At 64.0% G+C, this 24,867-nt stretch carries 28 protein-coding genes; 13 read left to right on the top strand and 15 right to left on the bottom strand.

The features are described from left to right. Positions 1 to 39: 39 nt before the first annotated feature. Positions 40 to 1,014 (bottom strand): glycosyltransferase family 2 protein, encoded by a 975-nt coding sequence (locus tag HWN36_RS06980; RefSeq protein ID WP_218133209.1) that lies wholly within the window; start codon positions 1,012 to 1,014, stop codon positions 40 to 42. Between the two features lie 712 nt (positions 1,015 to 1,726). Here HWN36_RS06980 and HWN36_RS06985 point away from each other — a divergent pair. Then, the gene (locus HWN36_RS06985) at positions 1,727 to 2,644 is read left to right on the top strand and encodes an AEC family transporter (RefSeq protein WP_246269867.1); all 918 of its coding nucleotides are present in this window, start codon (positions 1,727 to 1,729) and stop codon (positions 2,642 to 2,644) included. Positions 2,645 to 2,652: 8 nt separating this feature from the next. On the opposite strand, the gene comE is transcribed toward HWN36_RS06985, so the two are convergent. The 6 genes from comE to HWN36_RS07015 are packed head-to-tail and all read right to left on the bottom strand — an operon-like array spanning position 2,653 to position 8,363. Beyond that, positions 2,653 to 3,777 carry a sulfopyruvate decarboxylase subunit beta gene (comE, locus tag HWN36_RS06990; protein WP_176788692.1) on the bottom strand — a complete coding sequence of 375 codons (1,125 nt, stop codon included), beginning with the start codon at positions 3,775 to 3,777 and terminating at the stop codon, positions 2,653 to 2,655. Next, complete coding sequence (locus HWN36_RS06995; RefSeq protein ID WP_176788693.1) at positions 3,770 to 5,041, bottom strand: cysteate synthase; 1,272 nt, start codon at positions 5,039 to 5,041, stop codon at positions 3,770 to 3,772. The genes comE and HWN36_RS06995 overlap by 8 nt, the downstream gene beginning before the upstream one ends. A 12-nt stretch (positions 5,042 to 5,053) precedes the next feature. After that, complete coding sequence (locus HWN36_RS07000; RefSeq protein ID WP_176788694.1) at positions 5,054 to 6,280, bottom strand: methanogenesis marker 16 metalloprotein; 1,227 nt, start codon at positions 6,278 to 6,280, stop codon at positions 5,054 to 5,056. Then, positions 6,277 to 6,879 (bottom strand): (Fe-S)-binding protein, encoded by a 603-nt coding sequence (locus HWN36_RS07005; RefSeq protein ID WP_176788695.1) that lies wholly within the window; start codon positions 6,877 to 6,879, stop codon positions 6,277 to 6,279. Before HWN36_RS07005 ends, HWN36_RS07000 begins: the two co-directional genes overlap by 4 nt. Continuing rightward, positions 6,880 to 7,587 (bottom strand): GTP-binding protein, encoded by a 708-nt coding sequence (locus tag HWN36_RS07010; RefSeq protein WP_176788696.1) that lies wholly within the window; start codon positions 7,585 to 7,587, stop codon positions 6,880 to 6,882. Then, positions 7,584 to 8,363, bottom strand: a complete 780-nt coding sequence (locus HWN36_RS07015) for an ATP-binding cassette domain-containing protein (RefSeq protein ID WP_176788697.1) — start codon at positions 8,361 to 8,363, stop codon at positions 7,584 to 7,586. Before HWN36_RS07015 ends, HWN36_RS07010 begins: the two co-directional genes overlap by 4 nt. A 180-nt stretch (positions 8,364 to 8,543) precedes the next feature. Between HWN36_RS07015 and HWN36_RS07020 the strand changes: the two genes are divergently transcribed. From HWN36_RS07020 to HWN36_RS07045, 6 genes are all read left to right on the top strand, one after another. Further along, the gene (locus tag HWN36_RS07020) at positions 8,544 to 9,455 is read left to right on the top strand and encodes an ADP-ribosylglycohydrolase family protein (protein WP_176788698.1); all 912 of its coding nucleotides are present in this window, start codon (positions 8,544 to 8,546) and stop codon (positions 9,453 to 9,455) included. A gap of 60 nt (positions 9,456 to 9,515) precedes the next feature. Beyond that, entirely contained in the window at positions 9,516 to 10,502 is a 987-nt protein-coding gene (gene argC / locus HWN36_RS07025) for an N-acetyl-gamma-glutamyl-phosphate reductase (protein WP_176788699.1), read from the top strand. Between the two features lie 13 nt (positions 10,503 to 10,515). Beyond that, on the top strand, positions 10,516 to 11,007 hold the full coding sequence (locus tag HWN36_RS07030; RefSeq protein ID WP_176788700.1) for a CBS domain-containing protein: 492 nt from the start codon (positions 10,516 to 10,518) through the stop codon (positions 11,005 to 11,007). Then, positions 11,004 to 12,155, top strand: a complete 1,152-nt coding sequence (argJ, locus tag HWN36_RS07035) for a bifunctional glutamate N-acetyltransferase/amino-acid acetyltransferase ArgJ (RefSeq protein WP_176788701.1) — start codon at positions 11,004 to 11,006, stop codon at positions 12,153 to 12,155. The genes HWN36_RS07030 and argJ overlap by 4 nt, the downstream gene beginning before the upstream one ends. Then, the gene (argB, locus tag HWN36_RS07040) at positions 12,152 to 13,021 is read left to right on the top strand and encodes an acetylglutamate kinase (protein ID WP_176788702.1); all 870 of its coding nucleotides are present in this window, start codon (positions 12,152 to 12,154) and stop codon (positions 13,019 to 13,021) included. The genes argJ and argB overlap by 4 nt, the downstream gene beginning before the upstream one ends. Before the next feature lie 208 nt (positions 13,022 to 13,229). After that, positions 13,230 to 14,159 (top strand): cation diffusion facilitator family transporter, encoded by a 930-nt coding sequence (locus tag HWN36_RS07045; RefSeq protein WP_343044990.1) that lies wholly within the window; start codon positions 13,230 to 13,232, stop codon positions 14,157 to 14,159. 19 nt (positions 14,160 to 14,178) lie between these two features. On the opposite strand, the gene HWN36_RS07050 is transcribed toward HWN36_RS07045, so the two are convergent. The 8 genes from HWN36_RS07050 to HWN36_RS07085 all read right to left on the bottom strand — a co-directional run bounded on the left by HWN36_RS07050 (position 14,179) and on the right by HWN36_RS07085 (position 20,294). Further along, positions 14,179 to 14,496 (bottom strand): DUF2769 domain-containing protein, encoded by a 318-nt coding sequence (locus HWN36_RS07050; protein ID WP_176788703.1) that lies wholly within the window; start codon positions 14,494 to 14,496, stop codon positions 14,179 to 14,181. 61 nt (positions 14,497 to 14,557) lie between these two features. Beyond that, entirely contained in the window at positions 14,558 to 15,730 is a 1,173-nt protein-coding gene (locus HWN36_RS07055) for a DUF362 domain-containing protein (RefSeq protein ID WP_246269868.1), read from the bottom strand. A 226-nt stretch (positions 15,731 to 15,956) separates the two neighbouring features. Then, on the bottom strand, positions 15,957 to 16,202 hold the full coding sequence (locus tag HWN36_RS07060; protein WP_176788705.1) for a 4Fe-4S binding protein: 246 nt from the start codon (positions 16,200 to 16,202) through the stop codon (positions 15,957 to 15,959). After that, positions 16,199 to 16,726, bottom strand: coding sequence for a 2-oxoacid:acceptor oxidoreductase family protein (locus HWN36_RS07065; RefSeq protein WP_176788706.1), 528 nt, complete (start codon positions 16,724 to 16,726; stop codon positions 16,199 to 16,201). Before HWN36_RS07065 ends, HWN36_RS07060 begins: the two co-directional genes overlap by 4 nt. Next, positions 16,726 to 17,832 carry a pyruvate ferredoxin oxidoreductase gene (gene porA, locus HWN36_RS07070; protein ID WP_176788707.1) on the bottom strand — a complete coding sequence of 369 codons (1,107 nt, stop codon included), beginning with the start codon at positions 17,830 to 17,832 and terminating at the stop codon, positions 16,726 to 16,728. Before porA ends, HWN36_RS07065 begins: the two co-directional genes overlap by 1 nt. Further along, entirely contained in the window at positions 17,826 to 18,707 is an 882-nt protein-coding gene (locus HWN36_RS07075) for a thiamine pyrophosphate-dependent enzyme (RefSeq protein ID WP_176789596.1), read from the bottom strand. The genes porA and HWN36_RS07075 overlap by 7 nt, the downstream gene beginning before the upstream one ends. Positions 18,708 to 18,825: 118 nt before the next feature. Continuing rightward, positions 18,826 to 19,632 (bottom strand): tRNA pseudouridine(38-40) synthase TruA, encoded by an 807-nt coding sequence (gene truA / locus HWN36_RS07080; protein ID WP_176788708.1) that lies wholly within the window; start codon positions 19,630 to 19,632, stop codon positions 18,826 to 18,828. Further along, on the bottom strand, positions 19,629 to 20,294 hold the full coding sequence (locus tag HWN36_RS07085; RefSeq protein WP_176788709.1) for a PHP domain-containing protein: 666 nt from the start codon (positions 20,292 to 20,294) through the stop codon (positions 19,629 to 19,631). Before HWN36_RS07085 ends, truA begins: the two co-directional genes overlap by 4 nt. 99 nt (positions 20,295 to 20,393) lie before the next feature. Between HWN36_RS07085 and HWN36_RS07090 the strand changes: the two genes are divergently transcribed. The 6 genes from HWN36_RS07090 (at position 20,394) to HWN36_RS07115 (ending at position 24,866) form a co-directional block, all read left to right on the top strand. Next, positions 20,394 to 21,803 (top strand): dihydropteroate synthase-like protein, encoded by a 1,410-nt coding sequence (locus tag HWN36_RS07090; RefSeq protein WP_176788710.1) that lies wholly within the window; start codon positions 20,394 to 20,396, stop codon positions 21,801 to 21,803. A gap of 53 nt (positions 21,804 to 21,856) precedes the next feature. Then, a complete protein-coding gene (locus HWN36_RS07095) occupies positions 21,857 to 22,228 on the top strand; it encodes a Mov34/MPN/PAD-1 family protein (RefSeq protein ID WP_048103886.1) in 372 nt (123 codons plus the stop codon). Continuing rightward, complete coding sequence (locus tag HWN36_RS07100) at positions 22,225 to 22,647, top strand: adenylyltransferase/cytidyltransferase family protein (RefSeq protein WP_176788711.1); 423 nt, start codon at positions 22,225 to 22,227, stop codon at positions 22,645 to 22,647. Before HWN36_RS07095 ends, HWN36_RS07100 begins: the two co-directional genes overlap by 4 nt. 35 nt (positions 22,648 to 22,682) lie before the next feature. After that, positions 22,683 to 23,336, top strand: coding sequence for a DUF2284 domain-containing protein (locus HWN36_RS07105; RefSeq protein ID WP_343044947.1), 654 nt, complete (start codon positions 22,683 to 22,685; stop codon positions 23,334 to 23,336). 76 nt (positions 23,337 to 23,412) lie between these two features. After that, a complete protein-coding gene (locus HWN36_RS07110; protein WP_176788712.1) occupies positions 23,413 to 24,099 on the top strand; it encodes a small multi-drug export protein in 687 nt (228 codons plus the stop codon). A gap of 59 nt (positions 24,100 to 24,158) precedes the next feature. Next, on the top strand, positions 24,159 to 24,866 hold the full coding sequence (locus HWN36_RS07115) for a hypothetical protein (RefSeq protein ID WP_218133211.1): 708 nt from the start codon (positions 24,159 to 24,161) through the stop codon (positions 24,864 to 24,866). The last annotated feature ends 1 nt before the right edge of the window (position 24,867 follow it).

Consider the following 24,867-nt stretch of genomic DNA (forward strand, 5'->3'; position numbering starts at 1 on the left):
CTCTTTTGTTCTGGTCACAAAGCCACTTTCAAAAAGAGATCATGACTCCTTTGCCCTGATCATCTGGACGAGCGTATTGATGGTGAGCCCTGAGGTGATCAGGAGCAGCCCGGTGATGCTCAAAAATACGCTCAGCACCGACTGCAGATAGGGGAATATCAGGGTCGCCGAATACGTCGAGTATGCCCACGCTCCCACGCCGATGCCGGCGCCGGCAAGTATGAGCCCGAAGAGGCAGAACGTGAGCATCGGCTGTTTGTAACAGATGATTCCCATCAGGTTGGTGAGCACGCCGATACCGTGCACGACCGGGTTCTGTGAAGAGGTGTTTTCGAGATCATATCTGACGGTGATCGGGATCTCCACGCTTTTCAGGCCCTTCTCCGCCATCTGTGTCAGGATCTCCGATCCGGCGCTCATATCGCCCCCGGTGATCTTGATCCGTTCGATCGCGCTGCGGCTGTACGCCCGGTAGCCGCTCTGCGAGTCGGTCACCCCGGTGCTCCCGGCCATTGCCGTGGCATGATCGAGGATTTTCATTCCCAGAACGCGGTAGCCCGGTATGTTCTGGCTCTTTTGCATGAAACGGGAGCCGATGACGATGTCTGCATTCTCCCCGGCAAGAGAGGCGAGGAACCCGGGTATCATGGCGGGATCGTGCTGCCCGTCACCGTCCAGGATCACCATCTGGTCGATGTTGTGCTCTTTTGCGTACTGGAAACAGGACCTGAGCGCCGCTCCGTAGCCCTTGTTTTTCTCGTGCGAGACGACAACTGCGCCGGCAGCTCTGGTGATCTCGGCGGTGTCGTCGGAGGAACCGTCATCGACCACCAGGACTTCGTCGACATATTTCCGGGCTTTCAGGATGATCGACCCGATGGTGACTGCCTCGTTGTAACAGGGAATCGCCGCAAGCGTACGTTTTGGGCCCTCCCAGGCAGATGATTTGTAGGTCGCCAGGTCTATGGGTATGCTGTCCCTATGAAACTGTATTGTCGCTTCTGTTTTCATCATTCGTGATCCCCCGACATGATACCAATCAATGATTTGACGATTTTCCGGGGGTACTGGCGGATGATGCGCTATGATAGGGTTTTCCTGCGGTATATCTACGCATGAAACCGTATTCCGACAGCAGAGGTCCTTATTTTCCTCATAAGGCGCGAACTGCTGCCTCTGCTCATCAGCATGATCTGTCCCCCCCGGACGATCTCAGCCGTAAGGTGTAGAGCCTGAACCCTAATCGACCATCTCGTATATAAATATTTGCACGTTATTGAATCTAAAAATCGGTTCTGGAGCCGCATTGGGATTAAATCATTAATAATATAAATAATGCCTCATTATATCTCGATCAATGGCGATAACGGTTGAAATTTCCAGGATCTCGATTCTACCGCTCCTTGTTCGCATCTACCCGCTGCTTTTTTAGACAATCTCTCATTTGTGTGCTGATGCAATGTTTTAACTCTCTTATTTGATTAATCCGACATCTCTGCTCTGATTGCTCTGATCCGTTCGCTGCAAACATTTTGTATTTTTTTTCACCCTGTCCATCGTCCTGTACGGTTCATCTGGGGAGTTTTCCCGGGTTCTGTCACTTCGTGTTCTGGAGAGTGGAACGCTCCAGAGCCCTGCCCCCTCCTCCCTTCAGGCAGAAGGGTAATGGGTGATGAGGGCTCATCTTTGAGGACAGACGGGGTTGTTCTGGATGGACGGGATGCTGATGGAGTTTCTGACCGTGGCCGACCAGATCTTTGTTCTGGTCCTGCTCATCGCCGCCGGCTATATCGCCCTTGCCGCCGGCATCCTGGACCGGCACTCAACCAGGAAGATCTCGGGGTTCCTCATCAACGTCACCATTCCGGCCCTTATCATCGCCTCCATGCAGGTGCCCTTCTCTTCGACCCGCCTCGCTGAAACCGGGGAGTTGCTGATCCTCACCGGCATTCTCTATATTTTTTCTTTCTCCTTTGCCTGGCTTGTTTCGCGGACACTCTCCAGATCACCACGCGAACAGGGGGTATACCTGTTCGCCGTCGTCTTCGGCAATGTCGGGTTTATGGGCTTCCCCCTTATTGGCGCCATCTACGGGCGCGATGCGCTCTTTTTTGTCGCCATCTTCAATCTGGTCTTCAACATCCTCGTCTTCTCGGTGGGCATCGCCATGATGACCAGAGGGCGGAGCGAGGGGTTCGACCCGCGGATGCTGCTCAACCCCGGCATCGTGGCGTCGGTGATCGGGTTTCTTCTCTTTCTTGGATCGGTGGAGATCCCCTCTCCCTTCATCGACTCGATCGAGATCCTGGGGAACGTCACCACGCCCCTTGCGATGATTATCGTCGGGGCGCTGCTCGCCACCTTCCCTGCCAGCGAGATGATCGGGAACTGGCGGACGGCTCTTGCGAGTTTCGTCCGCCTCCTCCTGGTTCCGGTGGTATTCTGGTTCCTTCTCCACCCCTTTGTCGCCGACCCCCTGATCTTCGGCGTGCTGATCACCCTGGCCGCCATGCCGGCCGCCGCAAACACCTCGATCTTCGCGGAGGAATACGGCGCCGACGCGCGGCTGGCGTCGCAGGTCGTCTTTGTCTCGACGATCTGCTCACTCGTGACGATTCCGCTGATCACGACGGTGCTGGTCTGAAAAAAAGGTCAGGGCTTTTCCATCGCCGCCATGAACCGGTCCCTGATCGCCTCAGGGGAGAGGGGGATGTTTGGCACGGCGGCGTTTCCCGGCCTGATGATCACATGGATGAAGTTCGGGCCGCCCCCTGCTGCGGCCGCCATCGCCTCTTCGATGCCCTGCTGGTCTGATACCTTCCATGTCCTCGTAAATCCCGCGGCCCGCGCCATGATTTCAAGGTCGACCCCGGCGGCGGCGCAGGTGGGCTGGTTGCCGGTGGACCCGAAGGCCCCGTTGTCCAGGCAGACGACCGTGAGGTTCTCAGGCGCTTCGGCGGCGATCACCGGGAGAACGGCGCTGCCGAGGAGACTCCCGTCGCCGTCCAGCACCACGACACCCCGTCCTGTCCCGAGGGCGATCCCGAGGCCGACGGCCGATGCCTGGGTGTAGGAGCCGAGCATATAGAAGGCGAGCGGTCTGTCGCCGGCCGCATAGAGTTCCTTGCTCGGGACGCCGATGTTGGCGACGACGGCGTCATCCTCAAGGTGCGGGACGATCGCCTGGATTGCGTCGTACCTCGCTATCGAGGGTTCAGGGATCTCGCGCCGGTAGGTGAGGGCCGAGGTCCTGGCCCGGCCGGGCCCCTCCCTGCAGCCTGCGGTGCACTTCTCCCCCTCCCAGACCCGCGGCGAGATCAGGGCGATATGCGGCCTCCCGTGTGCAAAGGCGTCCTCGATCACCTCTTCTATCCGCCCGAGGTCCGCGGCATCCATAATCTCGGTGTGCCTGATATCGAGGGCGTCGAGCAGGGCGGGCAGGCGGCTGTTGAACGGGACCTGCGCCGGGATCTGCTCCCTGTACACCCCCCGCCAGCTCGCAAGGACCGGCAGGGGAAGACCGAAGGTGACCGAAAGGGACATGACGGCGTTGAGCATGTTCCCGAGGCCTGAACTCTGGATGACGACGACCGGCCTGAGCCCTGCCAGGACGGCCCCGGCGGCGATGCCGACCCCGTCCTCCTCGCGGTTCAGCCCGACGGTGCGGATCCGCCCGGGGAGGAGGAAGCAGAGGTCGCCGGCCCGGTCGCAGGGGAGGGTGAGGGCGAGGTCGATCCCGGACGCCTTCAGCAGGTCGCATACGCGCTCTTCATGCATGGCGCTTCACCCACGAGAGAACGTCGGTGACGATATCGTCTGCCCCTGTTCCTGCGGCGATGTGAAAAGCGGGCCTGACGACGACTTGATCGTGGTCCTCGGCCGCCCGTTCGTAGCCGCCGCCGGTGATGTTGAGCAGGACGGTCGAATGGGGATCGATCTCCCCGGTTTCCACCGCCTGAATAAGGGCGGCGACCGCAACGGCGGCGGCCGGATCGAGATCGATCTCCTCTTCCTCGACAAACCTCTTTTCCGCGTCGCGGGCATCCCGGTTCTCCACCGCATACATCGCCCCACCGGTCGCCGTGAGGGCGTCGAAGACGCCGCCGCCCACCCCGTACGGCGGGTTCCGGTTGGTCAGCACATCAGCGTACACGGCAGCGATCGCCGTTCGCGCATCCCGCATGTCGGTCTCAGGGATGATCTCCCGCCGTCCTGCCCGCCACGCCCTGACCATCGGGATGAAGGGGGCGTTCTGGGCGAGGTGGAGGCGGGGGAGGGCGCTGCCGTATCTCCCGTCGCCGATCAGCCGCATCGCCGCTTCCCATGCGGCAATTCCGCCGGTCCCGCTCCCGACCGCCTGAACATAATGATCGGGGATCTGCCCGATCGTCACGGCGGCGTCGAGCATCACCGTGCCCATCCCGTCCCTGCGGGCGACGTTTTTCGCCCCGCCCTCGGGGACGAGGCCGGGATGCGTGCAGAGATCGTTTGCAGCCGCGATGGCGTCGGAATAGTCGCCGTCCGCCGTGACCAGGCAGACTTTCTCCGTCTCTCTCGTCGTCCAGAGCCTCTCCGCGGCGGCCGACGGCACCACCACCACGACCGGGATCCCGGTGACGGCGGCGGTCTGGCAGAAGGCCCGCCCGGTGTTTCCGGCCGAGGCGATGACGAGCGTCCCCCTCCCGGTCTCCTTCATCCGCACCACCGTCGGCAGGGCCTCGAGCTCCTTGAACGAGCAGGTCGCTATCTGTGCGTTCCGCTCTGGCCAGTAGCCGGAAAACCCGATCCAGAGGTTCTCCATCCCGAGGTCCCGGGCAAGCCCCTCCGAGCGGTAGGTGACCGGTCCGGCCGGCGAGGCGATTGTCCCCTCGACCGGAAGCCAGTCTGCAAAGCGGAATATGCCGGGTTCGTTTCTGAGGTCGAGGGTCCGCCTCCGGTAGACGGTGCGGACCAGGGCATTGCACCCGGCCGGGCAGGACAGGGTGTAGTGGTCTTCCATTCTCTGCCCGCAGTCCGGGCAGAGCAGGGTATAGGGTCGCATATCATCTCTCCATCATGGTATCGGGAATCTCTGGTCCAGGATCCTCTCCCTGAGGTCTGCACAGAGTGCCTCGGCGCGGTTCCGGTCTGACTGGCGGAGGGTGATCGGGACCCTCACACCGTCAACGGTGATCCCGCCGAGGTCGGCCTCTACGGCCCCGCCGGTGCAGGACGAGGCGCAGGCGCCGCAGGAGACGCACAGGCCGGGATCGATCCCCTTCCCGGTCACAAAGGCCCCGGTCGGGCAGACCGCCCCGGCCGCACAGTGCTCGCAGAAGGCGCAGGCGGCGATATCGTAGGCTACGTGACGGTCGGTGCCCTGCCATATCTGGCCGTAATCGACAAGGGCGAAGGGCCGGCGGTCGTTGATGTCGGCCACCGGCAACGGGATCCCCTCGTCGAGCACGGAGAGCGCATCGAGGGCCGCCCGGTCGAGGACCGGGATCGCCGTTGCGATCGCCGTGATGCACTCGGGCCCTGCCGAGGTGACGAACCCGCCGCAGTAACGGGAATCCATCTCCCTGATCTCGGCGAAGGCCATGATGTTCGGGCGTTCCACCGACGAACGCGTGCCCTCTCCCATCACGAAGCCGGGCGCGCCGTTCACGAGCACGCGGCTCCCGGGCCTGATGAACCGCAGGGCGGGATCGTTCTCGATCGGGTTGATCTCCCCGCAACCGCTGACCGAGGCCTCCCTGCAGGGACCAAGGAGCCCCCCGGTCGAGAAGATTGTCCTGACAACGGAGTGCTCCCGGTTCACGTAGGCGGTATAGTTCTTGAAGGCGCTCCTCGTGGTAAACAGCCGTGCGGCATTGCACTCGTCGATGGTGACCGTTCTTGCGTACGCTGCTCCACCGGCGGCGACCTCGACCTCTATCGCCTTTCCCGCAGCAAGATCGGCGAAAAGATGCCCCCCGCCATAGCGGGGCCCGGCCTGCGCCGTCCCGTAGACGATCAGGTCGACAAGGCCGAGCCGTTCGTTCGGGCAGGGGCCGGGAAACGCCGGGACCCCGTTCAGGCGCACTGATTCAGCGCGGGAAAAGACTCCTGGTTCGGTCACCGGGAGGGAGAAGATCGCCGCGGTGCCCGACATCACCCCGCAGGTGCCGCAGGTGACCACGTCCACATCCCCGGGCGTCAACCGCTCCCCCTCCCGGATCCGTCTCTTGAGGTCAGCGGCGGTGAGCACGACGGCGTCTCCGCCCCTGATCCGCTCCCCGATCTCCCTGACTGTCTTCATAGTCTGATATCCTCCACCCGGATCAAGAGCCCTTCTGGGCGCTCGATCACCATATTGGTAACGCCGGTGTGGGTGAGGGCCATCATGCAGAACCCCGGGAGAAAACGCTGGCGCATCCCGAAGGTCGGGGGGCGGCGCACGGTCCGGGCAATCCCTTCAAAACCGATCATATGGTAGGCCTGGACGTCGTGACAGGTGGCGCCCCGCGAGAAGGCCGGGCCGACGACATGGGTCGTCAGGACGCCGGTCACCGGGTTGGCGTCGATCACCCTCAGGACGTGCTGGACCGGGCACCCCGCCCCCATCGGGCGCCCGAGCACGATCTCGCCCTCTGCGATCCCCCATCTCTCGACGAGGTCGGGGCGGAACGGCAGGACGATCTTCCGCGCCGAGGGCTCGCCAGGGACGGGATCGAGGACGAAGTCATAGGCGTTGCCGAGGATATCGCGATGGTCCTGTGCCGCCTGTTCACCGCCCATCTCCTGATAGAACGGGCAGTCAGGATACGACCGCTCTCCTGATGCGACCATCTCCAGAAACGCCCGGCAGGTCTTTGCACCGCAGAGCCCGCAGTTCTTGCCGGGGGGATGCCAGGCCATTCACTCCCCCCTGAAGATCCAGTCGGCGCCGTCGAGTTTCCTGACGACGCCGAAGTGGCGCTGCCACCCGATCTCCTTCTTCCCGACGCAGATCGTGCAGACTCCAAGAGGCGGGACGCCGCGGACCTCGATCGTATCTTCGTCCTCGATATCCCCGGTCTCCTCGATCCGGCGAATGAGATAGCGCATGCCGGTGCCCTGGAGGGCGTTTGTCTCGACGATCTCGATCCCCGGCGCCACTTCAAGGATACGCTCGCGGAAGACCTCCTTTTCGGCCTGCGAGACCAGGTCGATCCTGGTGACCACCGCCACGTCGGCGAGGGCGATCATCGGGCCCATCTTGAGGGGGGCGTGCGTGCCCGAGACCGCACTGATGACGACGATTCCGAGGGACTGCGTGAGGTAGGGCGAGCAGCGGAGGCAGAGCCCGGCCGACTCGACGATCAGGATATCGGCGCCCTCGCCGGCGGCCCAGGCGATCGCGTCCCGCATCACCATGATGCCTGCATGGTCGGGGCAGAGGTCGCCTGAATAGACCTTCCGCGCCGGGATGCCGAACTCCTTCCTGAGTTCCTCGTCCTCGAAGGCGCGCACGACATCGATCTTCAGGTAGGCGATCGCCGCCGTCGCCTGAAGGTTGCGGACGATCTGCCTGACGACCGCCGTCTTGCCCGCCGAGGGGGGACCGGCGATGACGATCAGCTTCATGAGGCGAATGCGGCTTCGGTGATCGACTCGCCGGCGCGGATCCGCTCTCTCAGGGCAGAGAGGATCCCGTCCATTTTTCTGATGGCGGCAAGGGCCTTTTCCTCCTCTCCGTCGCGCTCGATGATCTTTGCCACGGTGCCGTTGCGCATCACGATCCGCCGGTCGCACATCAGGGAGACGAGAGGGTCGTGCGTGACGAAGATGACCGCTTTTCCGTATGCCCTGAGCGTCTCGATCACCCGGTGCTTGAAGATACCGGCGTTCTCGACCTCGTCCAGGATGATGATCGGGGTGTTGCCGATCGTGATGGCGTCGGCAACCATCAGCGAACGCGTCTGGCCGCCCGAGAGCGCGGTCATCCGTGCACCGGCGGTGATCTCTTCGCCGGTGAACTCGTTTGCGAGGGCGATCGTCTCGGCGACGATCCCCTCCCGCTCAATCCGTCTCGACCGCACATGCATCGAGAGGAACTCCTGCACCGAGAGATCCGCGAGGCACTTCGTATTCTGGGTGATCAGGGCGACCGGTTTTTTTGATGGATCTCGCACAAGGTCCTCGGGTGGCATCCCCCCGTTGACCAGCACGGTCCTGCCGGTGGCCGTGTCCTCCCTGGCAAAGATCTCGATGTCGCCGATAAGAGCGCTCTTGCCTGATCCGGTGGGGCCGACGATGGAGAGCGTTTCACCGGGTCTGATCACGATCCGATCGAAGGTCTCCTGCATGCCGTTCTTGTCCCTCCCCGGGAGAACGGTGATCTCGGTGATCTCCGGGTACATGCACGCGGATGCGTGCCCTCTGCAGATAAGTGTATCTTTTTGTCATATTTTTACGATACATTTGTGCTTAGTATTCACTATTATTGGACAAAAAGGGGAATTGAATCTCAAATTATGTATGGTGGTTTCCCTCCCGGTTTTTCGAAGGGCTTATCTTCTCCTCCACTCCATACGGGATTAATGCTGGACCGCTTCAGGGGCTGCATGCTCGGGGCCGCTATCGGCGACGCACTCGGCATGCCGGGAGAGAGTGCGGCGATGAACCTCTCCCACATGTACCAGGGCTATCGCCGGGCCTGGAAATGGCATCCGAACGCCCGCCTGGAGCCCGGACAGTACACCGACGACACCCAGATCATGCTCCTGGTCGCAGAACTCCTCGCCGCCGGAGAATATTCGGAGGAGCGTTATGCCGCCGATCTGGCGAGGCTCTGCATGGAGGACGACCTCCGCTTCCCGGACGGCTCGGTGATGTCGGCCTGCGAACATCTCCTCACCTGCGGGATCGAAAAAAGCGGCGTCAGCTCCGACACCTCGGGGTGCATCCCCCTTGCCGTGCCGTTCGCCCTCCGGTACAGCGACCCGGTGGAGCGCTCCGGCCGCCTGGTGAAGGCCTGCTCGGTCACGCACACGAACCCGGTCGCCCACGCCGGGGCGGTGACAGTGGCCTCCCTCCTCGCCGGCGCCGTCCACGGCGAACGGGAACCTTTCGCCGCGGCGGTGCGCTGTGCGGCGGCCGAGGACCCCGAACTCGGGAGGCGGATCGGTCGTGCTCTCGGGCTCGAACAGGAGGGGATCAGCCTTGAAGGCGCCCTTCCCTCCATCGGGAGCGATGTCTCCATTTACCAGACCGTTCCGATTGCCTTTTTCCTGATGGGGCGGTACAGCGACCCTGCAAACCTCCTGTACGTGGCGGCGAACATCGGCGGGAACACCGACACGATCGCCTTCATCTGCGGGGCCTATATCGGTGCGAAATTCGGCGTGAGCGCGCTCCCTCCCGACCTGCTCGCAGGGCTTGAGAACAGGGAGGGGATCGATCGCCTGGCCGGCCTGCTCTTCGACGCCGCATCGCATCCCGTACCTGCCTGAGGTGGGTCTTCCCCCCCCGACCGGCAAAGCATTAAGTTTTTTCTCCGGTATATCTCCTGTATGGATGTCGCAATCGTTGGGGCGTCGGGCTATGCCGGCGGTGAACTGATCCGCCTCCTCCAGACTCATTCTGAGGCTGAAGTGGTCACGGCGACCTCGCGTGCACTGGAGGGCCGTCCCGTCTCCTCCCAGCACCCGCACCTGCGGGGCTATACCGATCTCGCCTTCTCAAACCCCGCGCCCGGGGATATCGACGCTGACTTCGTCTTTCTGGCGGTTCCGCACACGGCCGCAATGAACTACGCCGGCGCTCTCCTTGAGGGTGGGGCGCGGGTCGTCGACCTCTCGGCTGACTACCGGCTGCCAAAGGCGACCTTCGAGGCCGTCTACGGCGTCCCCCACACCGACTACTTCGAGGCGCCGTACGGCATCCCCGAGCTCCGCCGCGACGCGGTGCGTGGGACCCGTTTTGTCTCGAATCCCGGGTGTTTCCCTACGGGTGCGATCCTTGCGGCCGCGCCGCTCGCCAGGCAGGCGGCCTACGTGATCTACGACTCCAAGACCGGTGTCTCGGGCGCGGGAGACAACCCCTCGGCGACCACCCATTACCCGAACGTGGCCGACGGCGTGAACGCCTACAAATGGACGACGCACCGGCACCTCGCCGAGATGAAGCAGGAGCTCGCAGCCCTGGGATCGACGGCGCACTGCTTCTTCACGCCGCACCTTGTCCCGGTGAACCGCGGGATCCTGACGACGGCGCACATCATCCTGAAAGAGCCGATGGGGCAGGAAGAGGTGGAGGCGCTCTACCGCCGCTTCTATCAGGGCGAGTACTTCGTCCGCCTCCAGAAGCCCACGCTTTCCGCGGTGCGGGGGAGCAACTTCTGCGACATCGGGGTGGAGAGTGAGGGCGAACGGGTCGTCGTCGTCTCGGCGATCGACAACCTGGTCAAGGGCGCTGCAGGACAGGCGATCCAGAATATGAACATCATGTGCGGCTATACCGAAAATGACGGGCTGAAAGTGCCCCCGTGCCTCCCGTAAGGAGATGAATTAGATGAAAGTGCGTGAAATCATGACTGTAGACCCGGTCACCGTCTCGCCCGAGGACACGGTGCGCCGGGCGGCGTCGCTCCTGCGGCGGCACAATGTGAGCGGACTCCCTGTCGTCGATGAGAACGGGGTGGTCGGTATGGTCACCGAGGCCGATATCCTCGCCCTGCTCAAGACCGGCGATCTCTCCAGCGATCTCTGGCTCCCCTCCCCCCTGGAGTTCATCGAGGTGCCGATCCGGGAGGCGATCAACTGGGAGAAGACGAGGGCGGCGCTCTCAGATGTCGGCGAGGTGAAGGTGCGGAGGGTGATGACGATGCCGGCGATCGTCATCTCCCCTGAGGAGGAGATCGACCGTGCGGCGGCCTTGATGCTGAAGGAGGGCGTCGCCCGCCTCCCAGTCGTCGAAAAAGGCCGCCTTGTCGGGATCGTCGCCCGCCGGGACATCGTGCAGGGTCTCGGCGCCTCGTTCTCAGAGGAAGGTGGGGCGGAATGAGGAGTATCTGCGCCATCGAGGGCGTCGAGGCGGCCGGCGTCAAAGAGGGGAAGTACGGCCTCGCCATCATCCGTGCGAGCGGCACGGCTGCGGCGACGTTTACGTCAAACCTCGTTTCTGCCGCCCCGGTGAACCTGATGCGCGAGCGTATTGCGGCCGGGCGGCTTGAGGCGATCGTCGTGAACTCCGGGTGTGCAAACGCCTACACCGGAAAGAAGGGTTACGAGGACGCTGTCGAGATGAGCCGGATCGCCGCCGGCGCCCTCGGGATCGAGGCCGACCGGATCGGGATCGCCAGCACCGGCGTGATCGGCCGGTACCTGGACCTCGACCGGATCGGGCGACAGTGCAAAGAGGTCGTCCCGCTCCTTGAACACTCGGCCGCGGCCGAGACAGCGGCGGCCCGCGCCATCATGACCACCGACCTGGTGGAGAAGCACGCCCTCATCGAGGCCGACGGCTTTTCGGTCGGCGGGATCTGCAAAGGGAGCGGGATGATCGCCCCGAATATGGGCACGATGATCGGCCTCATCTATACCGACGCCGAGGTCGGCGCCGCCGACCTGCAGGCGTCCCTTCGGCTGGCGGTGCGGCGGAGCTTCAACCGGGTGGTGGTGGACGGCGACGAGAGCACGAACGACTGCACCTTCTGCACAGCGACGGGTGCCGCCGGCAGGGTGCCGCAGGCTGAGTTCGCCGCCGCTCTCCAGGCATGCTGCGCCTCGCTTGCGCAGCAGATCGCCGCCGACGGCGAGGGTGCGACGAAGATGCTCGAGGTGCGGGTCTCGGGTGCGTCAGATGAGGAGGCGGCCGAGGCCGTCGCCAGGACGATTGTGGGATCGCCCCTCGTGAAGACGGCGATCTATGGCGAGGACCCGAACTGGGGCCGCGTGATCGCCGCGGCAGGGCGCGCCGGCGTCCGCTTCGACCCCGATACGGTCTCCCTCACCATCGGCGAGGGCGAGGCCGAGACGCCCCTTGTCAGGGACGGCGTCATCGTTTCAGACCTGGTGCGGGCGAAGGCGGCGATGCACGGGCGCAAGGTCGTTTTCACCCTCGCGATCGGGGAGGGCGAGGGTTCGGCCACGGCCTGGGGCTGCGACCTCACCGAGAAATACGTCGAGATCAACGGGAAGTACACCACATGAAGCGCGAAGAAGTGTTGATGGAGGCACTGCCCTATATCCAGCAGTTCCACGGGCAGACGATCGTGATCAAACTCGGCGGCCACGCAATGGTCGACGAGGAGGTGCTGATGAACGCGATCAAGGACGCGATCCTCCTCCACTACGTCGGGATGCGGGTCGTCCTGGTCCACGGCGGCGGCCCTGAGATCACCGAGAAGATGAAGGCCCTGGGCAAGGAGCCGAAGTTCGTCGGCGGGCTGCGGATCACCGACGACGAGACCCTGGAGATCGCCCAGATGGTGCTCGTCGGCAAGATCAACGACGGCATCGTCTCCCTGGTCGCCCGGTGTGGCGCCCTTGGCGTCGGGCTCTCGGGCAACGACGGCAACCTGATCATGGCGAAGAAGATCGGGATGCAGCGGGTGGTGATCGGCGACGAGGAGCACGAGGTCGATCTCGGCTATGTGGGCGAGATCGAGCGGATCAACCCCGAGATCCTGGACACCCTGCTGAAGAACAACTATATCGGCGTGGTCGCCCCGATCGCCATCGACCGGGCCGGCCGCAGCCTCAACATCAACGCCGACACGGCGGCCGGCGAGATCGCCGTCGCCCTCGGCGCCTTCAAACTGATCAACCTCACCGACGTCGACGGCGTGATGGACAAGGAGCGCACGCAGGTCTTCCGCCGTCTCCGCGTCACCGAGACCGAGGACCTGATGGCCGACGGCACGATCTCCGAGGGGATGATCCCGAAGATCGGCTCCTGCGTCAGGGCGGTGCGCGGCGGGGTGCCCCACGCCCATATCGTCAACGGGAACAAGCCCCACACGATCCTCCTCGAACTCTTCACCGACGCCGGCGTCGGGACGATGATCACCGAGTGAGGGATGGGGGGAGATCCCCACCCTTTTTTTGCGTTTGCCTCTTCCTGGGCATCGGGCTGCATCATATTAGGCGGGAGACGTTGCCGGTCAGGTTCGGGAGGATCGCAAATCCTTTCCCCTCAGGGAGCATATCATAACGGTTATCGACGGGCGGCGCCCGCCCCATCCTGGTGATATCATTCGCAGGGAAACCGACAGATCCGATTCGATAAAACAGCGCACCGCCCGGCTTTCGGTGCTCTCGAACACCGTGCTGGTCGTGGCGAAACTCGCCGTCGGCCTTGCGATAGGCTCGGTCGGGATCATCTCCGAGGCGATCCACTCGGGGATCGACCTCCTCGCCGCCGGTATCGCCTTCATCTCGATACGCAAGGCCGAAGAGCCGGCCGACGACTGCCACCGGTTCGGCCACGGGAAGTTCGAGGACTTCTCCGGCTTTGTCGAGGCGATCCTGATCTTCGTCGCCGCCGCCCTGATCGTCAGGGAAGCGCTCGGAAAACTCCTCGGTGGAGAAGGAGGCCTTGCAGTCGAGTCTCTCGGGATCGGCATGGCGGTGATGGGCCTCTCCGCCGCGGTGAACTGGTACGTCTCCGCGAGGCTGATGCGGGTGGCGAAAGAGACCGGGTCCATCGCTCTCGAAAGCGACGCCTGGCACCTGCGGACCGACGTCTACACCTCCCTCGCCGTGCTCGGCGGGCTCCTGCTGATCAGGATCACCGGGCTCGTCTACCTCGACGCCGTCGTCGCCCTCGGCGTCGCCTTCATCATCATGAAGGCGGCGTGGGACCTGACGCGGCGGGCCTTCGCCGACCTCACCGACCACGCCCTCCCGCCCGAGGAGGAGGAGCGGATCAGGCAGATCATCTGCGAGCATTATTCGGAGTGCGTCGATTTCCACGCCCTTCGGACCCGCCGCTCGGGTTCTGACCGCTTCGTGGACCTTCATCTCGTCGTGGCGAAGGGATCGAGCATTGAAGGGGCCTTCGATATCGTAAAACATCTCGAGTCCGATATCAGGACCGAGTTTACCGGAGCGAACGTGACGATCCGGGTCGAACCCTGCACGGCCGAGTGTGCGCACTGCTCCTCGATCTGCCGTCTGAACGGGCCGGAGGACGCCCGGAGAGAAAAAGGATGAACGGGATTTCGACGGTCGATCAGACCATCTTCGATCCCCAGAGGGTGTTCTCGTAGCGTTGCGCTTTCTCCGCCCCTCTCGTGCAGAAGAACGAATATTTAAGGCCCATGTCCTTTGCCACCGGGCACGTCGGACAGATGCACTCCTTCTCGTAGGGAATGCACATGAAACTCTTCCCGGTGGCGCAGAACATCAGTTCGTTCCCATTCTTTGCGCAGGTCGTGTAGGACGGGCAGGTCGGGCAGATGCACATCGCTTTCTTCTCTTCCATGACCGCCTTCTGCTCTTCCGGGGCCATCTTCTTCATTTCCTGGAGCGTCGTCTCAAAGGTGTCCACTTTCTTTCCCCCGGAAGAGAAACATTCATGGTCGAATATAATTGTTTCCCTATGCCTGCCTTTACCTGAGGAGCGCCGAGAGCACCCTCGCCACCGGCCCCTGCCGCAGATCGATCGCCCCGAAGGTGCACATCTCGTGGCAGCAGTAGCAGCGGATGCACTTCGTATGGTCGATCTCCGCCTTTCCCCCCTCGATCCGCACGGCGGCGGCAGGGCAGGTGAGAGTGCACCGCCCGCACCCGGTGCAGCGGGAGGGGTCAGGGACCGGGAGCGGACGGAGGTCTGTGCCCCTCCGCTGCATGAACCTGAGGACCATCCTGTTGATCCACGACGCCCTCATCGGCCCCTTCCCGGTGGACGGGCGCCTGAAGTCCGGGACGGTCACCGCCGCCGGGTCGTCGCCGACGACCAGAACGTCGCCGAAGTCCGGTCTGATCAGTCCCCTCTCCACCGCCGCCGCCACCGTGGGGATGGATGCGGGGTCCATGCCCATCAGCCTGATCGTCGCCACGTCCACGGCGGTCGGATCGGCGCCGGCGAGGATCGCCCCGATCGGCCGCGGCTCTCCTGACATCGGGCCGTCGCCCTCCATCCCGACGACGGCGTCCATGATCTGGAGCGCCGGCGTGACGCAGCCGTTGAGGTCCAGGAGCATCCCGGCGAAGTCCGCGGGGTTCCTGAACCTCGCGTGGAAGACCGGCTTTTCAAGCCCGGGCACGATCCCGAAGAGGTTTTTGGTCGCCCCGGTGTAGCCGGTGAAGAGGTGCGTCTTCGCCCTGGAGACGACGACGACGGCGTCGGCCGCAAGCGCCTCCTCGATGATGGCGAAGCGTTTCATCACCGTTCCCTGTGGGTAGGAGACGGTGCGCGAGGCGGTGTCGGTCGAGAGGGTGACCCCCGGGATCGCCGAGAGCGCCGCAAACCCGGACTTCTCGTAGGCCCGCCGGACGTTTTTCTCCGTATAACGCGTCCCGGCGCCCGGTGAATCGGCGACGACGACAGTGCAGCCGTGGGCCGAGAGGAGGCGGGCGACGGCGCCGAGCACCGCCGGGTGGGTGGTGACCGCCTTTGCAGGTTCGGCCCCCATCAGCATGTTCGGCTTGAGGAGCACCCGCTGGCCTGGCCGGACGAATGCGCCGATCCCGCCGACGAGCCCGATCGCCCGCTCCACCGCACGGTCGACCTCTTCAGGGTCGTAGCGGCGGCAGTGGACGAGACCCACCTGTTTCTCCATCATCATCCCTCCCTGTTTTTGCGCCGCTCTGATATATGCGATGGGGCGCAATCGGGGGCGGGGAGCATTTCAGGATGTTCTCGTGGTTCTCAGGGAAAAATTTCACGCGAAGCCGCGAAAAGAGGCGAAGATGTAATCTTGACTCTCTTTCTTAGCGGCTTAGCGTGGGGAGATCGCCCCGGCCTCCAGAGATTGCCCGCCTCAGAGAGTGAAGAACAAAAAGAGGTTATTTTTCTTCCCTGACCATTGCAATTGCCTTTTTCGGGCAGACGTTCGCGCAGACGCCGCAGCCCTTGCAGAAGTCGAGATCGATATTGAGCTCCTCGTCGATCACGCCGTCCGGGCAGTGGATCTGGCAGATCCCGCACTGGTTGCACTTCTCCCGGTCCACGACCGGGCGGAACTCCCGCCAGGTCCCGGTGAACCCGCAGGCGCCTTTCGTCGGTTTGCTCAGGGCAAGCCTCTCTCTCATATGACCATCTCCTCGTAGGCGGCCTCTGCCACCTTCACGTTCCGCTCGTCCGAGAACATCTCTCTGATCGCCTGCTTCGCCGACTCCACCGAGACAAGCCCGATCTTTGCTGCCGCCCCGAGGAAGGGCGTGTTCACGATCGGCGTCCCGGCGATGGCGAGGTTCTCCGCGAGGGCGATCCCGGTGAGATCGACGTGATAGGAGGCGAACCCCGGAAACTCATGCGGCTTTTCGCTGTTGATGATCACAGTGCCGCCTGGCTTGAGCCCCTGGAGGACGTCCACTGTGTCCATCACCGTGGCGTCCAGGACGACGACCATGTCCGGGCTCCTGATCTGCGAGTAGACCTTGATGGGTACGTCGTCGATCCGCACGAACGAGACGACCGGCGCTCCCCGGCGTTCGGCCCCGTAGAAGGGGCACGCAGTGGCGTATTTGCCGTCCCTGAATGCGGCGAGGGCGAGGAGGCGGGCTGCGGTCACGCCGCCCTGTCCACCGCGGGAATGAATCCTGATCTCGTACATTATTCGCTCACCCCGAACCACTGCTCTTCGCCGATCCGGCGGGTCCGCACGAACTCCGCAATATCGTCGTAGGTGACCTCCTGCCCGCCGAGCCCGGCGATCACGTTGTAGCACTCGACCCCGGTCTTCGCCCGGATCGAGGCCGCCACCACGCCGCCGAAACCGAAGGAGTAGTCGCGGTCGATGACCACGACTTCCCTGCCCTTCAGGTCGAGGTCAGGGAAAGGCCTGAACCAGCGCAGCCGCATGGACCCGGCCTTCACGCCCTCTTTTCTCAGGACGTCGACCGCCACCTCGGCCTCCTTGCCCAGGGTGCCCATCGAGACCACGACGACCTCGGCGTCCTCGCAGCAGTAGTCCTCGGTCGGGCCGTATTTCCGGCCGAACCGCGCTGCGAACTCGGCCTCGGTCTCCTCGATCACCGCTCTCGAATCGCGCATCGAGCGCTCGATGTCCCAGCGGAAGCGGAAGTAGTCCTTCGGCCCGGTCATCGGGCCGTAGCCCATCGGGTTCTCGACGTCGAGGGCGTGCGTGAGGTGGTGCGGCGGGATGAAGTCTCCGATCTCGACGGTCTCGAGGGACTGCATGATATGCGAGAGCGAGAACCCGTCCAGGTTCACCATCACCGGCAGCACCACCCGCTCGTCCTCGGCGATCCGGAAGGCCATCAGGGTGGCGTCGTAGGCCTCCTGCACCGTCCCGACGAAGACCTGGAGCCAGCCGGTGTCCCGCTGCGAGAAGGCGTCGGTGTGCTCGGCCCAGATGTTCCAGCCGGGCCCGAGGGAGCGGTTCACGTTCGCCATTACGATAGGGAGGCGGGCGCCGGCCGCCCAGTGGACCATCTCGTGCATGTAGAGCAGGCCGTGGGAACTCGTAGCGGTGAAGGTCCGCACCCCCGCAGCCGCCGCCCCGATACAGGCGGCCATCGCCGAGTGCTCGCTCTCCACCGGGATGTACTCGGTATCGAGTTCCTTTGTGGCGACGTAGTTTGCGATCTGCTCGATGATCTCGGTCTGCGGCGTGATCGGGTAGGCGGCGACGACCGCAGGCTTCGCCTCCTTTACCGCCGCGGCGACGGCCTTGTTTCCGGTTGCGATCGTCAGCATATCCCTTCCTCCTCCTTTCTGATCCGTTCGATGTTCTTCTCGACCGCCTGCTGGAGTTCGGCGATCTGTGCCGGGGTTGCGGCCTTGAACCGTCCCTGCGCCCTGATGTACTCGTCGATGGGCTGCGGTTTCTTCATGGCGGTCTTCGACGGGCCGGAGACCGTGAGTTTCCCGTACTCGCGCTCCCAGAGCACCCACATCCCGGTCTTCACGGCGAGTTTCCCGATCTCTATCGTCCGGTCCGAGTCATAGCGCCAGCCCGGCGGGCAGGGCGCCAGGATGTGGATGAACTTCGGGCCCGGTATGGAGAGGGCTTTTTTCACCTTCTTATACAGGTCGAGGGGATAGGCGCTCGACGCCGTCGCCATGTACGGCGGGTTGTGGGCGGCGACGATGGCGTCGATGTCCTTTTTGAACTCGGTCTTCCCGACCGGCGTCGTCGTGGTCAGCGCGCCGAGCGGCGTCGCTCCTGAGCGCTGCATGCCGGTGTTCCCATAGGCCTCGTTGTCGTAGCAGATGTACAGGAAGTCGGTACCCCGCTCTAATGCGCCTGAGAGCGCCTGGATGCCGATATCGATCGTCCCGCCGTCGCCGGCATAGGCGATGACGTTCGTCTTCTTCCCCTGGCTCCGGAACGCCCTGCTCATGCCTGAGGCGCACGCGGCGGCGGCTGCAAAGGCGATATTGTACACCGGCACGTTGAAGGCGGTGTTCGGGTACATCCCCTGGATCACGCTCGTGCAGCAGGCCGGTATGACCAGCACGGTGTCGGGTCCTGCAGCTTTCAGGACGTAGCGGAGGCAGAGAGACGAACTGCACCCCGCACACGCCGCTGTGCACGGTTTGAGGTACTCCTCTTTTGGAATTTCAGAAATGGTGCTCAACTCCTCGGGTGTAAATTAATCATTATCGATCATTACATTTGCCGATGTGCTCTTCTAGATTACTATGTAACCAGAGAGACTTGGCTTTGTTGGTCCGGCGGTCCCCTGATCATTTCTGGAAATCCCGGCTCAGCTCGAGCAAGGCGCCGTTCACGCGCTCTTTCAGCCTGAATTCCTCCCATCGGGCCTCGAGGGCCGACGTCGCCTTCGGCGAGGGGGGGAGCGGAGTGAAGGGGAAGCCGTAATCGACATCCGTGAGGATCAGCCCCTCCGGCCGTGCGGCCGGCACCCGCCGCTCTCCCTGACGCTGGAGGAGGATCCCGATCTCCTCCCCCCTCATCTCACCCCGCCCGACCGCCGCAAGGCTCCAGGCCATGCACCGCACCATGTTCCAGAGAAAACTCTCCGCGGTCACCTCGAAGACGCAGAAACCGTCCTCTTCCCGGACACCGGCGGAGATCACCCGTCTGATCGGGCTGCGCTCGCTCTGCCTGGAGAACCGCGTGAAGTCGTGCTCCCCGACAAACTCCTGTGCGGCCTCGTCCATCGCCGGGACGTCCCCGAACTCTTCGGAAAAATAGTAGCGGTAGGTCCGGGACCGCGCCTCTTTTCGCGGGCTGAACCCGTCGTGGACCGCCGCCCACCCGGTAGTCCAGATATCGCCCGGGAGTTCGAACCCCAGGGCGGTCACCGCCCGTTCGGGCTCTTCGGTCGAGAAGGCGCAGACCTGCCCGACGGCGTTGACCCCTCGGTCGGTCCGCCCGGCAAAAGCAAAGCGGGCAGCTCTTGGATCGTCGAAGAGCCCGACACGGCGGCAGGTGGCGATCACCTCGCCTTCGACGGTCCTCACCTCGGCCTGGACCTGTGAGCCGAAAAAATTCTCCCCGTAGTAGCCGAGCCGAAACGCCAGCCTCATTTCGGCATCCGCGCCTGGATCCTCTTCCAGGAACTCTTCAGGGACTGCCTGGTGTACGAACTGATCGGCGTCATCTGCCCGCCGGCCGAGGTCCGCCGTTCCCTGATCGCCCTGAGGATCGAGGCTGCGTCCGGTTCGGCATCGACCAGGGTGTAGCCGTAGCCGACGAAGCGGGCGTGGTGTGCGTCGCTCCCGCCGACGCCGGGTTTTCCGAGTTTTCGGGCGACCAGCGCCGCTTTCTGGTTCGCTGTTCCCGTGATGTAGCGGCTGTTGAAGACCTCGATCGCATCGACCATGGAGAGCCCGGCCTTCAGCTTCCGCCCGACGCCGTGCCGCCACATGTGGAAGGGATGGGGGAGGATGAGGACGGCCCCCTCTGATCGCGCCCGCCGCACTGCCTCGAAAAAGTCCAGCCCTTTCGGGAAGGCCGTGGTGACTCCGAGGGCGAGGAGGTGCCCCTGTTTTGTCGAGATCTCCGTTCCCGGAATGACGATCACCCGGCTCCTGCAGGCGAGGGCGTGCAGGGCCCCGTCGGTGGTGTCGTGGTCGGTGATCGCGATGGCGTCGAGCCCGACCGCTTCGGCTCTCCTGAGCACGTCCTCGACACTGCTCTCCCCGTCGCGGGAGAACGAGGTGTGGATATGGAGATCGCACCGCAACATTCTGGATAGACATTCAGCCTCAGAAGGTGAAGAGGTTGACGGATCCGGATGCCACCCCGGTCCCCCAAGACTTATGCCCTCTCCGGTGAAGGAAACTGCATGCGTATCCTCCTCCCTACAGGCTCCCTGACCGCCGATATCGTCAGAAAGGCCGCCGCAGGCTATGATGCCGAGGTTGTGGTCGCCGGCGAGATCGCCGCCTTTCTGACCCCGGCCGACCTGAAAAGGATGATCTCGATGGGAGATTACGACATGGTGATCGTCTCCGGGATGTCGACGGCCTCGTTCGCCTCTGTGGAGGAGGAGACCGGGGTGCCCGTCTACCGCGGGCCCAGGCACGCCGCCGACCTCGGGATGATTCTCCCCCTCGCCGGAAAGGTCCCGCTCTCCAGGACGGTCCCGGCCGACGAACTCTTCGCCGCCGAACGGCGCGAGGCCGCGTTCGGGCGCCTTGCCGAAGTCGAGGAGAAGGTGGAGCCAGAGTTCGTGATCAGGGGCACAAAGATCGGCGGCGGGTCCAGGATCAAGGTGCTCGCCGAGATCATGGACGCCCACCGCCACCCGGCCCTGCGGGAGACGGTCGAGGCGTATTTCAGGCGGGGCGCCGACATCGTCGACCTGGGCTTCGGCTTCGACGCCACCCCTGAAGATGTGGAACGGTGTTTTGCGGCGCTCGACGGGATCGACCGGCCCCTTGCGGCCGACACTCAGGACCCGGCCCTGATCGGCGCCGCCCTCTGCCGGGCCGACCTGATTCTCTCCCTCCACGAGGGCAACATCCCCGCCATCGGCCATGACGTGGCGGCGGCCGGCGCCGCGGCGGTGATCGTCCCGGGCGAGGCCGGGCTTGACGCCAACCTGAAGGCGGCCGAGAAGGCCGGGATAGCCGCCCTGATTGCCGATCCGCTCCTCCAACCAGCGGGCTCGGGATTTGTCGCCTCTCTCGGGAACTTCTCAGGCGCTTCCCGCCCCCTCTTCTTCGGGGCCGGAAACGTCGTCGAACTCCTGGACGCCGACTCGGTCGGGGCGAACGCCCTTCTCGCCGCCTGCGCCCATGAGGTCGGGGCGGCGGTGATCTTTACAAGCGAGCACTCTGACAAGACGCGGGGCTCGGTCGCCGAGATGCGGCGGGCAACCGAGATGATGGCCGTGATGGGCGACCACCCGTACCCAAAAGACCTCGGGATCGATCTCTTCGTGCTCAAGGAGAAACGCCGCCGCCGCGAGCCCGGTCCCGAAGGGGAACGCCTGGACGTCCTCCCGGCGCCGGAGGGGTTCATTCCCGACCCGGCAGGAAACCTCAGGATCGCGATCGAAGGCGGCTGGATCCTGGTCGGGCATAAAGGAAGGGTTTTCTGGGGCCGGACGGCGGCCGATCTTGCTGCGGCGCTCATCGAGAACGGATGCGTCTCCCGTCTCGACCACGCCGCCTACCTGGGCCGGGAACTCGCCCGCGCCGAGACCGCTCTCCTCCTCGGGCGAAGTTACGTGCAGGACGGCCGGTTCTGAGCGGGGTGCGATCCAATCATTCATTGCGCATGGCCCACAACATGGATGCACACATGAAGATCAGGGGCATCTCCGCCGACCTCCTCGACCTCCTCCTCAGGCTCGGGGCAGAAAACCACCCGTACGAGTTTGCGGCGATCCTCAGGGAGGTGGACGGCGTCATCAGCGAGATCGACCTGGTCCCGGGCACGACAAGCACCGAAGAGAGCGCGAGCATCTTTGTCGACATGCTCCCGCTCGGCACCCACAAAGCCGGCAGCGCCCACTCGCACCCGAACGGCGTGCTGTGGCCATCGGACGCCGACCTCAATTTTTTCCCCCGCACCGGGCGCTACCACCTGATCATCGGGGCGCCCTACGGCCCGGATGACTGGGCCTGCTTTACGGCGAACGGCGAGCCCTACGAGATCGAGGTGATCGGATGAAGCGGGTCGTCGCCACCGGCACCTTCGACATCCTCCACCCCGGCCACCTCTTCTACCTCGAGGAGTCGAAGAAACTCGGCGACGAACTCCACGTGATCGTGGCGCGGGACGCCAATGTCCGCCATAAACCGCGGCCGGTGATCCCCGAGGAGCAGCGCCTCGCCATGGTGGCGGCCTTAAAACCCGTTGACCACGCCCGTCTCGGCGACAGTGCCGACATCTTTGCGCCGATCCGGGAGATCGACCCGGACGTGATCACCCTGGGCTTCAACCAGTTCTTTGGAGAGGACGACCTGCGGCGTGCCCTGGAGATACGCGGCCTTCGCGCCGGGGTGGTCAGGATTGGCAGTTACGAAGGCCCTCTTTCGAGTTCGTCCAGGATCGTGGCGGAGATCCTCGCCCGGCGCCGTCAGCCCTGATCCAAAATCTTATCCTCTCCTCTGCCGTAAGGGCGGTGTGGTTTGACATGGGGGAGGGGCTGAAGGCTGAGATCGAGAAACTCACGCGGTGTGCAGAAGGGCGAGGTGCGGCGGCGGCGCCGATCCGTGCGTCAGAGGTAGTGGTCGCCGACTGGGTCAGGTTCAAGTGCCGTTACGGCTGCAAGGGGTATGGTAAACATCTCTCCTGTCCGCCCTATGCCCCGACGCCCGACGAGACGCGAAAGATGCTGTCCGGCTACGAGACCGGGCTCCTCCTTCGCTTCGACGGCGACCCTGCGCACCCTGACCTGGGGCCGGGCGATATCCCTGACGATTTCCACGCCTTTTTCCGCGACCTGATCGTCTGGGTGAACGGCACCGTCCACGCCCTTGAGAAGGTCGCCTTCTTCGACGGCTATTACAAGGCCTTCGGGTTCGGCGCCTACCCCTGCATCTTCTGCGAGACCTGCATCCCCGAGGAGACCGAGGGCCCGGTCGACGCCGCCGCGAAACGCTTCTGCAGGCATGCGGACGTGATGCGCCCGAGCATGGAGGCCGCGGGCATGGACGTCTTTGCGACCGCCCGCAGCGTCGGATGGCTGCTCTCCACGATCCCCTGCGAGAACATGGCCTACGGCAAGATCGTCCACGGGAAGATCACCTCGGTGGCTCTGGTCCTCATCGAGTAGAAGCGGCCGCTTTTTCCCAGATCGACGGCATCGGATACGCTGCTTGATATGGGAACGAAGCGAAAAATCATCTGAGATGATCAGACCCCCCGCCCTTCAGGAAACCCTGTTCCATGCCGACCCCACGCTTGACCGGGCGGCCAGGCTCGGTATTCCTGTCGGGCTCGCCGTCCTCTTCTTTCTCGCCCTGTTCCTGACCAGGCCGTACCCCGAGTTCCTCCTGCTCGGCGGCCTGATCCTCGCCTACCTCCTCCCGCCGGCCGGCAAGGAATCGGTGATCCCGGCAGGGCTCCTCCTGGGCGAACCCTGGTGGCTGATCGCATCGAGCACGCTCGTCATGGACCTCTGCTGCTCCCTCTTCGTCGCCCTCAACCTCGACCTTGTCCTCCGCATCCCGCTTCTCGGGCCGTTCGTCGGCCGTTTCATGGAGGGAGGCCAGGCCTTCGTCAAGGCGCGCCCCTGGCTCGAACGCCTCTCCTTCGTCGGCCTCATCATCTTTGTGATCGTCCCCTTCCAGGGATCGGGCGGGGTAAACGCCACCATACTCGGGCGGATCCTGGGCATGGGCATCCCGGGCGCGGTGGGGTGCGTCCTGATCGGCAGCGCCATCAGCAGCTTCGGGATCGCCCTGGGCGCCGGCACCGTCCTCGCCCTCTTCAGGCAGAGCCCGGCCCTGGGCGCCGGTGCGCTGGCGGCGGTGGCGCTGGCAATCGTCGTGATGGTGCAGATCTGGCGGCGGTATCTGCAGTATATGCGTCTTTGAGCCGATCGAATGGAGAACTCCGGGGTTCAGAATATTCATATCTCCCCGGGCTCAGAGAGATGTTCGGTGATGAGATGATGAAGCGGACAGCGGCGCTGATTTTGATCGTCCTCCTCCTGGCGAGCCCTGCATATGCGGCAGCGGCGGGCGACCAGGGCAAGAGCGGACGTATAGTGGACGGTAATGGCAGTGCGGGCGGAAACGGCGGAGCGACTCCTGACGATGCGGCCGGGCCGGTCCAGAACCGGACGGCTGAAAAAGAGCAGAAGCATCTCCACGAGCAGGTGCGAGACCGGATCAACCAGACCTCGGCCGAAGATGAAGCCAGGGCCGAAGGCCTCAGCGGGCCTGCGCAGGCGGCGTGGAAAAACCAGAACGCCGTTCGTACCGCTGTCCACGCCTTCCTCGCCCTCGGCGACCTCGACGGCGGCATCGGCAAGAACGTCTCGGCGATCGCCCGGGAGTACAACAACTCGCTTGCGACCAGGCTCCAGGCCGAGGAGCAGATCCATCAGAATGCCGGGCTGGGGCGCTTTTTCTTCGGCGGTGACACTGAAGCGGCCGGGACGATCCTTGCAGACCTCAACAGGAGCCGGGAACAGGTCAGGGAGATGAAGCGCCTGGTTGAGAACTGCACCTGCGACAACGAGACCGGGGCCCTGCTGATGGAGCAGATCAGGGCGATGGAGCAGGAGCAGGAGCGGCTCAGGGAGCTTGCCGAGGGAGAGATCTCGGAAAAAGGGCTTTTTGGATGGATATGGAAGTGAG

It is taken from the genome of Methanofollis tationis (assembly GCF_013377755.1).
Classification (GTDB): Archaea; Halobacteriota; Methanomicrobia; order Methanomicrobiales; family Methanofollaceae; genus Methanofollis; species Methanofollis tationis.

Coding starts and splice junctions, on each gene's coding strand:
- HWN36_RS06995 (WP_176788693.1), bottom strand. CDS start 5,041: ATGCGACCCTATACCCTGCTCTGCCCGGACTGCGGGCAGAGAATGGAA.
- HWN36_RS07090 (WP_176788710.1), top strand. CDS start 20,394: ATGCGTATCCTCCTCCCTACAGGCTCCCTGACCGCCGATATCGTCAGA.
- HWN36_RS07015 (WP_176788697.1), bottom strand. CDS start 8,363: ATGTACCCGGAGATCACCGAGATCACCGTTCTCCCGGGGAGGGACAAG.
- HWN36_RS07095 (WP_048103886.1), top strand. CDS start 21,857: ATGAAGATCAGGGGCATCTCCGCCGACCTCCTCGACCTCCTCCTCAGG.
- porA (WP_176788707.1), bottom strand. CDS start 17,832: ATGCTGACGATCGCAACCGGAAACAAGGCCGTCGCCGCGGCGGTAAAG.
- HWN36_RS07115 (WP_218133211.1), top strand. CDS start 24,159: ATGTTCGGTGATGAGATGATGAAGCGGACAGCGGCGCTGATTTTGATC.
- HWN36_RS07000 (WP_176788694.1), bottom strand. CDS start 6,280: ATGAAGACAGTCAGGGAGATCGGGGAGCGGATCAGGGGCGGAGACGCC.
- HWN36_RS06985 (WP_246269867.1), top strand. CDS start 1,727: ATGGAGTTTCTGACCGTGGCCGACCAGATCTTTGTTCTGGTCCTGCTC.
- truA (WP_176788708.1), bottom strand. CDS start 19,632: ATGAGGCTGGCGTTTCGGCTCGGCTACTACGGGGAGAATTTTTTCGGC.
- HWN36_RS07020 (WP_176788698.1), top strand. CDS start 8,544: ATGCTGGACCGCTTCAGGGGCTGCATGCTCGGGGCCGCTATCGGCGAC.
- HWN36_RS07030 (WP_176788700.1), top strand. CDS start 10,516: ATGAAAGTGCGTGAAATCATGACTGTAGACCCGGTCACCGTCTCGCCC.
- HWN36_RS07100 (WP_176788711.1), top strand. CDS start 22,225: ATGAAGCGGGTCGTCGCCACCGGCACCTTCGACATCCTCCACCCCGGC.
- HWN36_RS07065 (WP_176788706.1), bottom strand. CDS start 16,726: ATGTACGAGATCAGGATTCATTCCCGCGGTGGACAGGGCGGCGTGACC.
- argC (WP_176788699.1), top strand. CDS start 9,516: ATGGATGTCGCAATCGTTGGGGCGTCGGGCTATGCCGGCGGTGAACTG.
- HWN36_RS07055 (WP_246269868.1), bottom strand. CDS start 15,730: ATGGAGAAACAGGTGGGTCTCGTCCACTGCCGCCGCTACGACCCTGAA.
- HWN36_RS07005 (WP_176788695.1), bottom strand. CDS start 6,879: ATGGCCTGGCATCCCCCCGGCAAGAACTGCGGGCTCTGCGGTGCAAAG.
- argB (WP_176788702.1), top strand. CDS start 12,152: ATGAAGCGCGAAGAAGTGTTGATGGAGGCACTGCCCTATATCCAGCAG.
- argJ (WP_176788701.1), top strand. CDS start 11,004: ATGAGGAGTATCTGCGCCATCGAGGGCGTCGAGGCGGCCGGCGTCAAA.
- HWN36_RS06980 (WP_218133209.1), bottom strand. CDS start 1,014: ATGATGAAAACAGAAGCGACAATACAGTTTCATAGGGACAGCATACCC.
- HWN36_RS07060 (WP_176788705.1), bottom strand. CDS start 16,202: ATGAGAGAGAGGCTTGCCCTGAGCAAACCGACGAAAGGCGCCTGCGGG.
- HWN36_RS07010 (WP_176788696.1), bottom strand. CDS start 7,587: ATGAAGCTGATCGTCATCGCCGGTCCCCCCTCGGCGGGCAAGACGGCG.
- HWN36_RS07085 (WP_176788709.1), bottom strand. CDS start 20,294: ATGTTGCGGTGCGATCTCCATATCCACACCTCGTTCTCCCGCGACGGG.
- comE (WP_176788692.1), bottom strand. CDS start 3,777: ATGCATGAAGAGCGCGTATGCGACCTGCTGAAGGCGTCCGGGATCGAC.
- HWN36_RS07110 (WP_176788712.1), top strand. CDS start 23,413: ATGATCAGACCCCCCGCCCTTCAGGAAACCCTGTTCCATGCCGACCCC.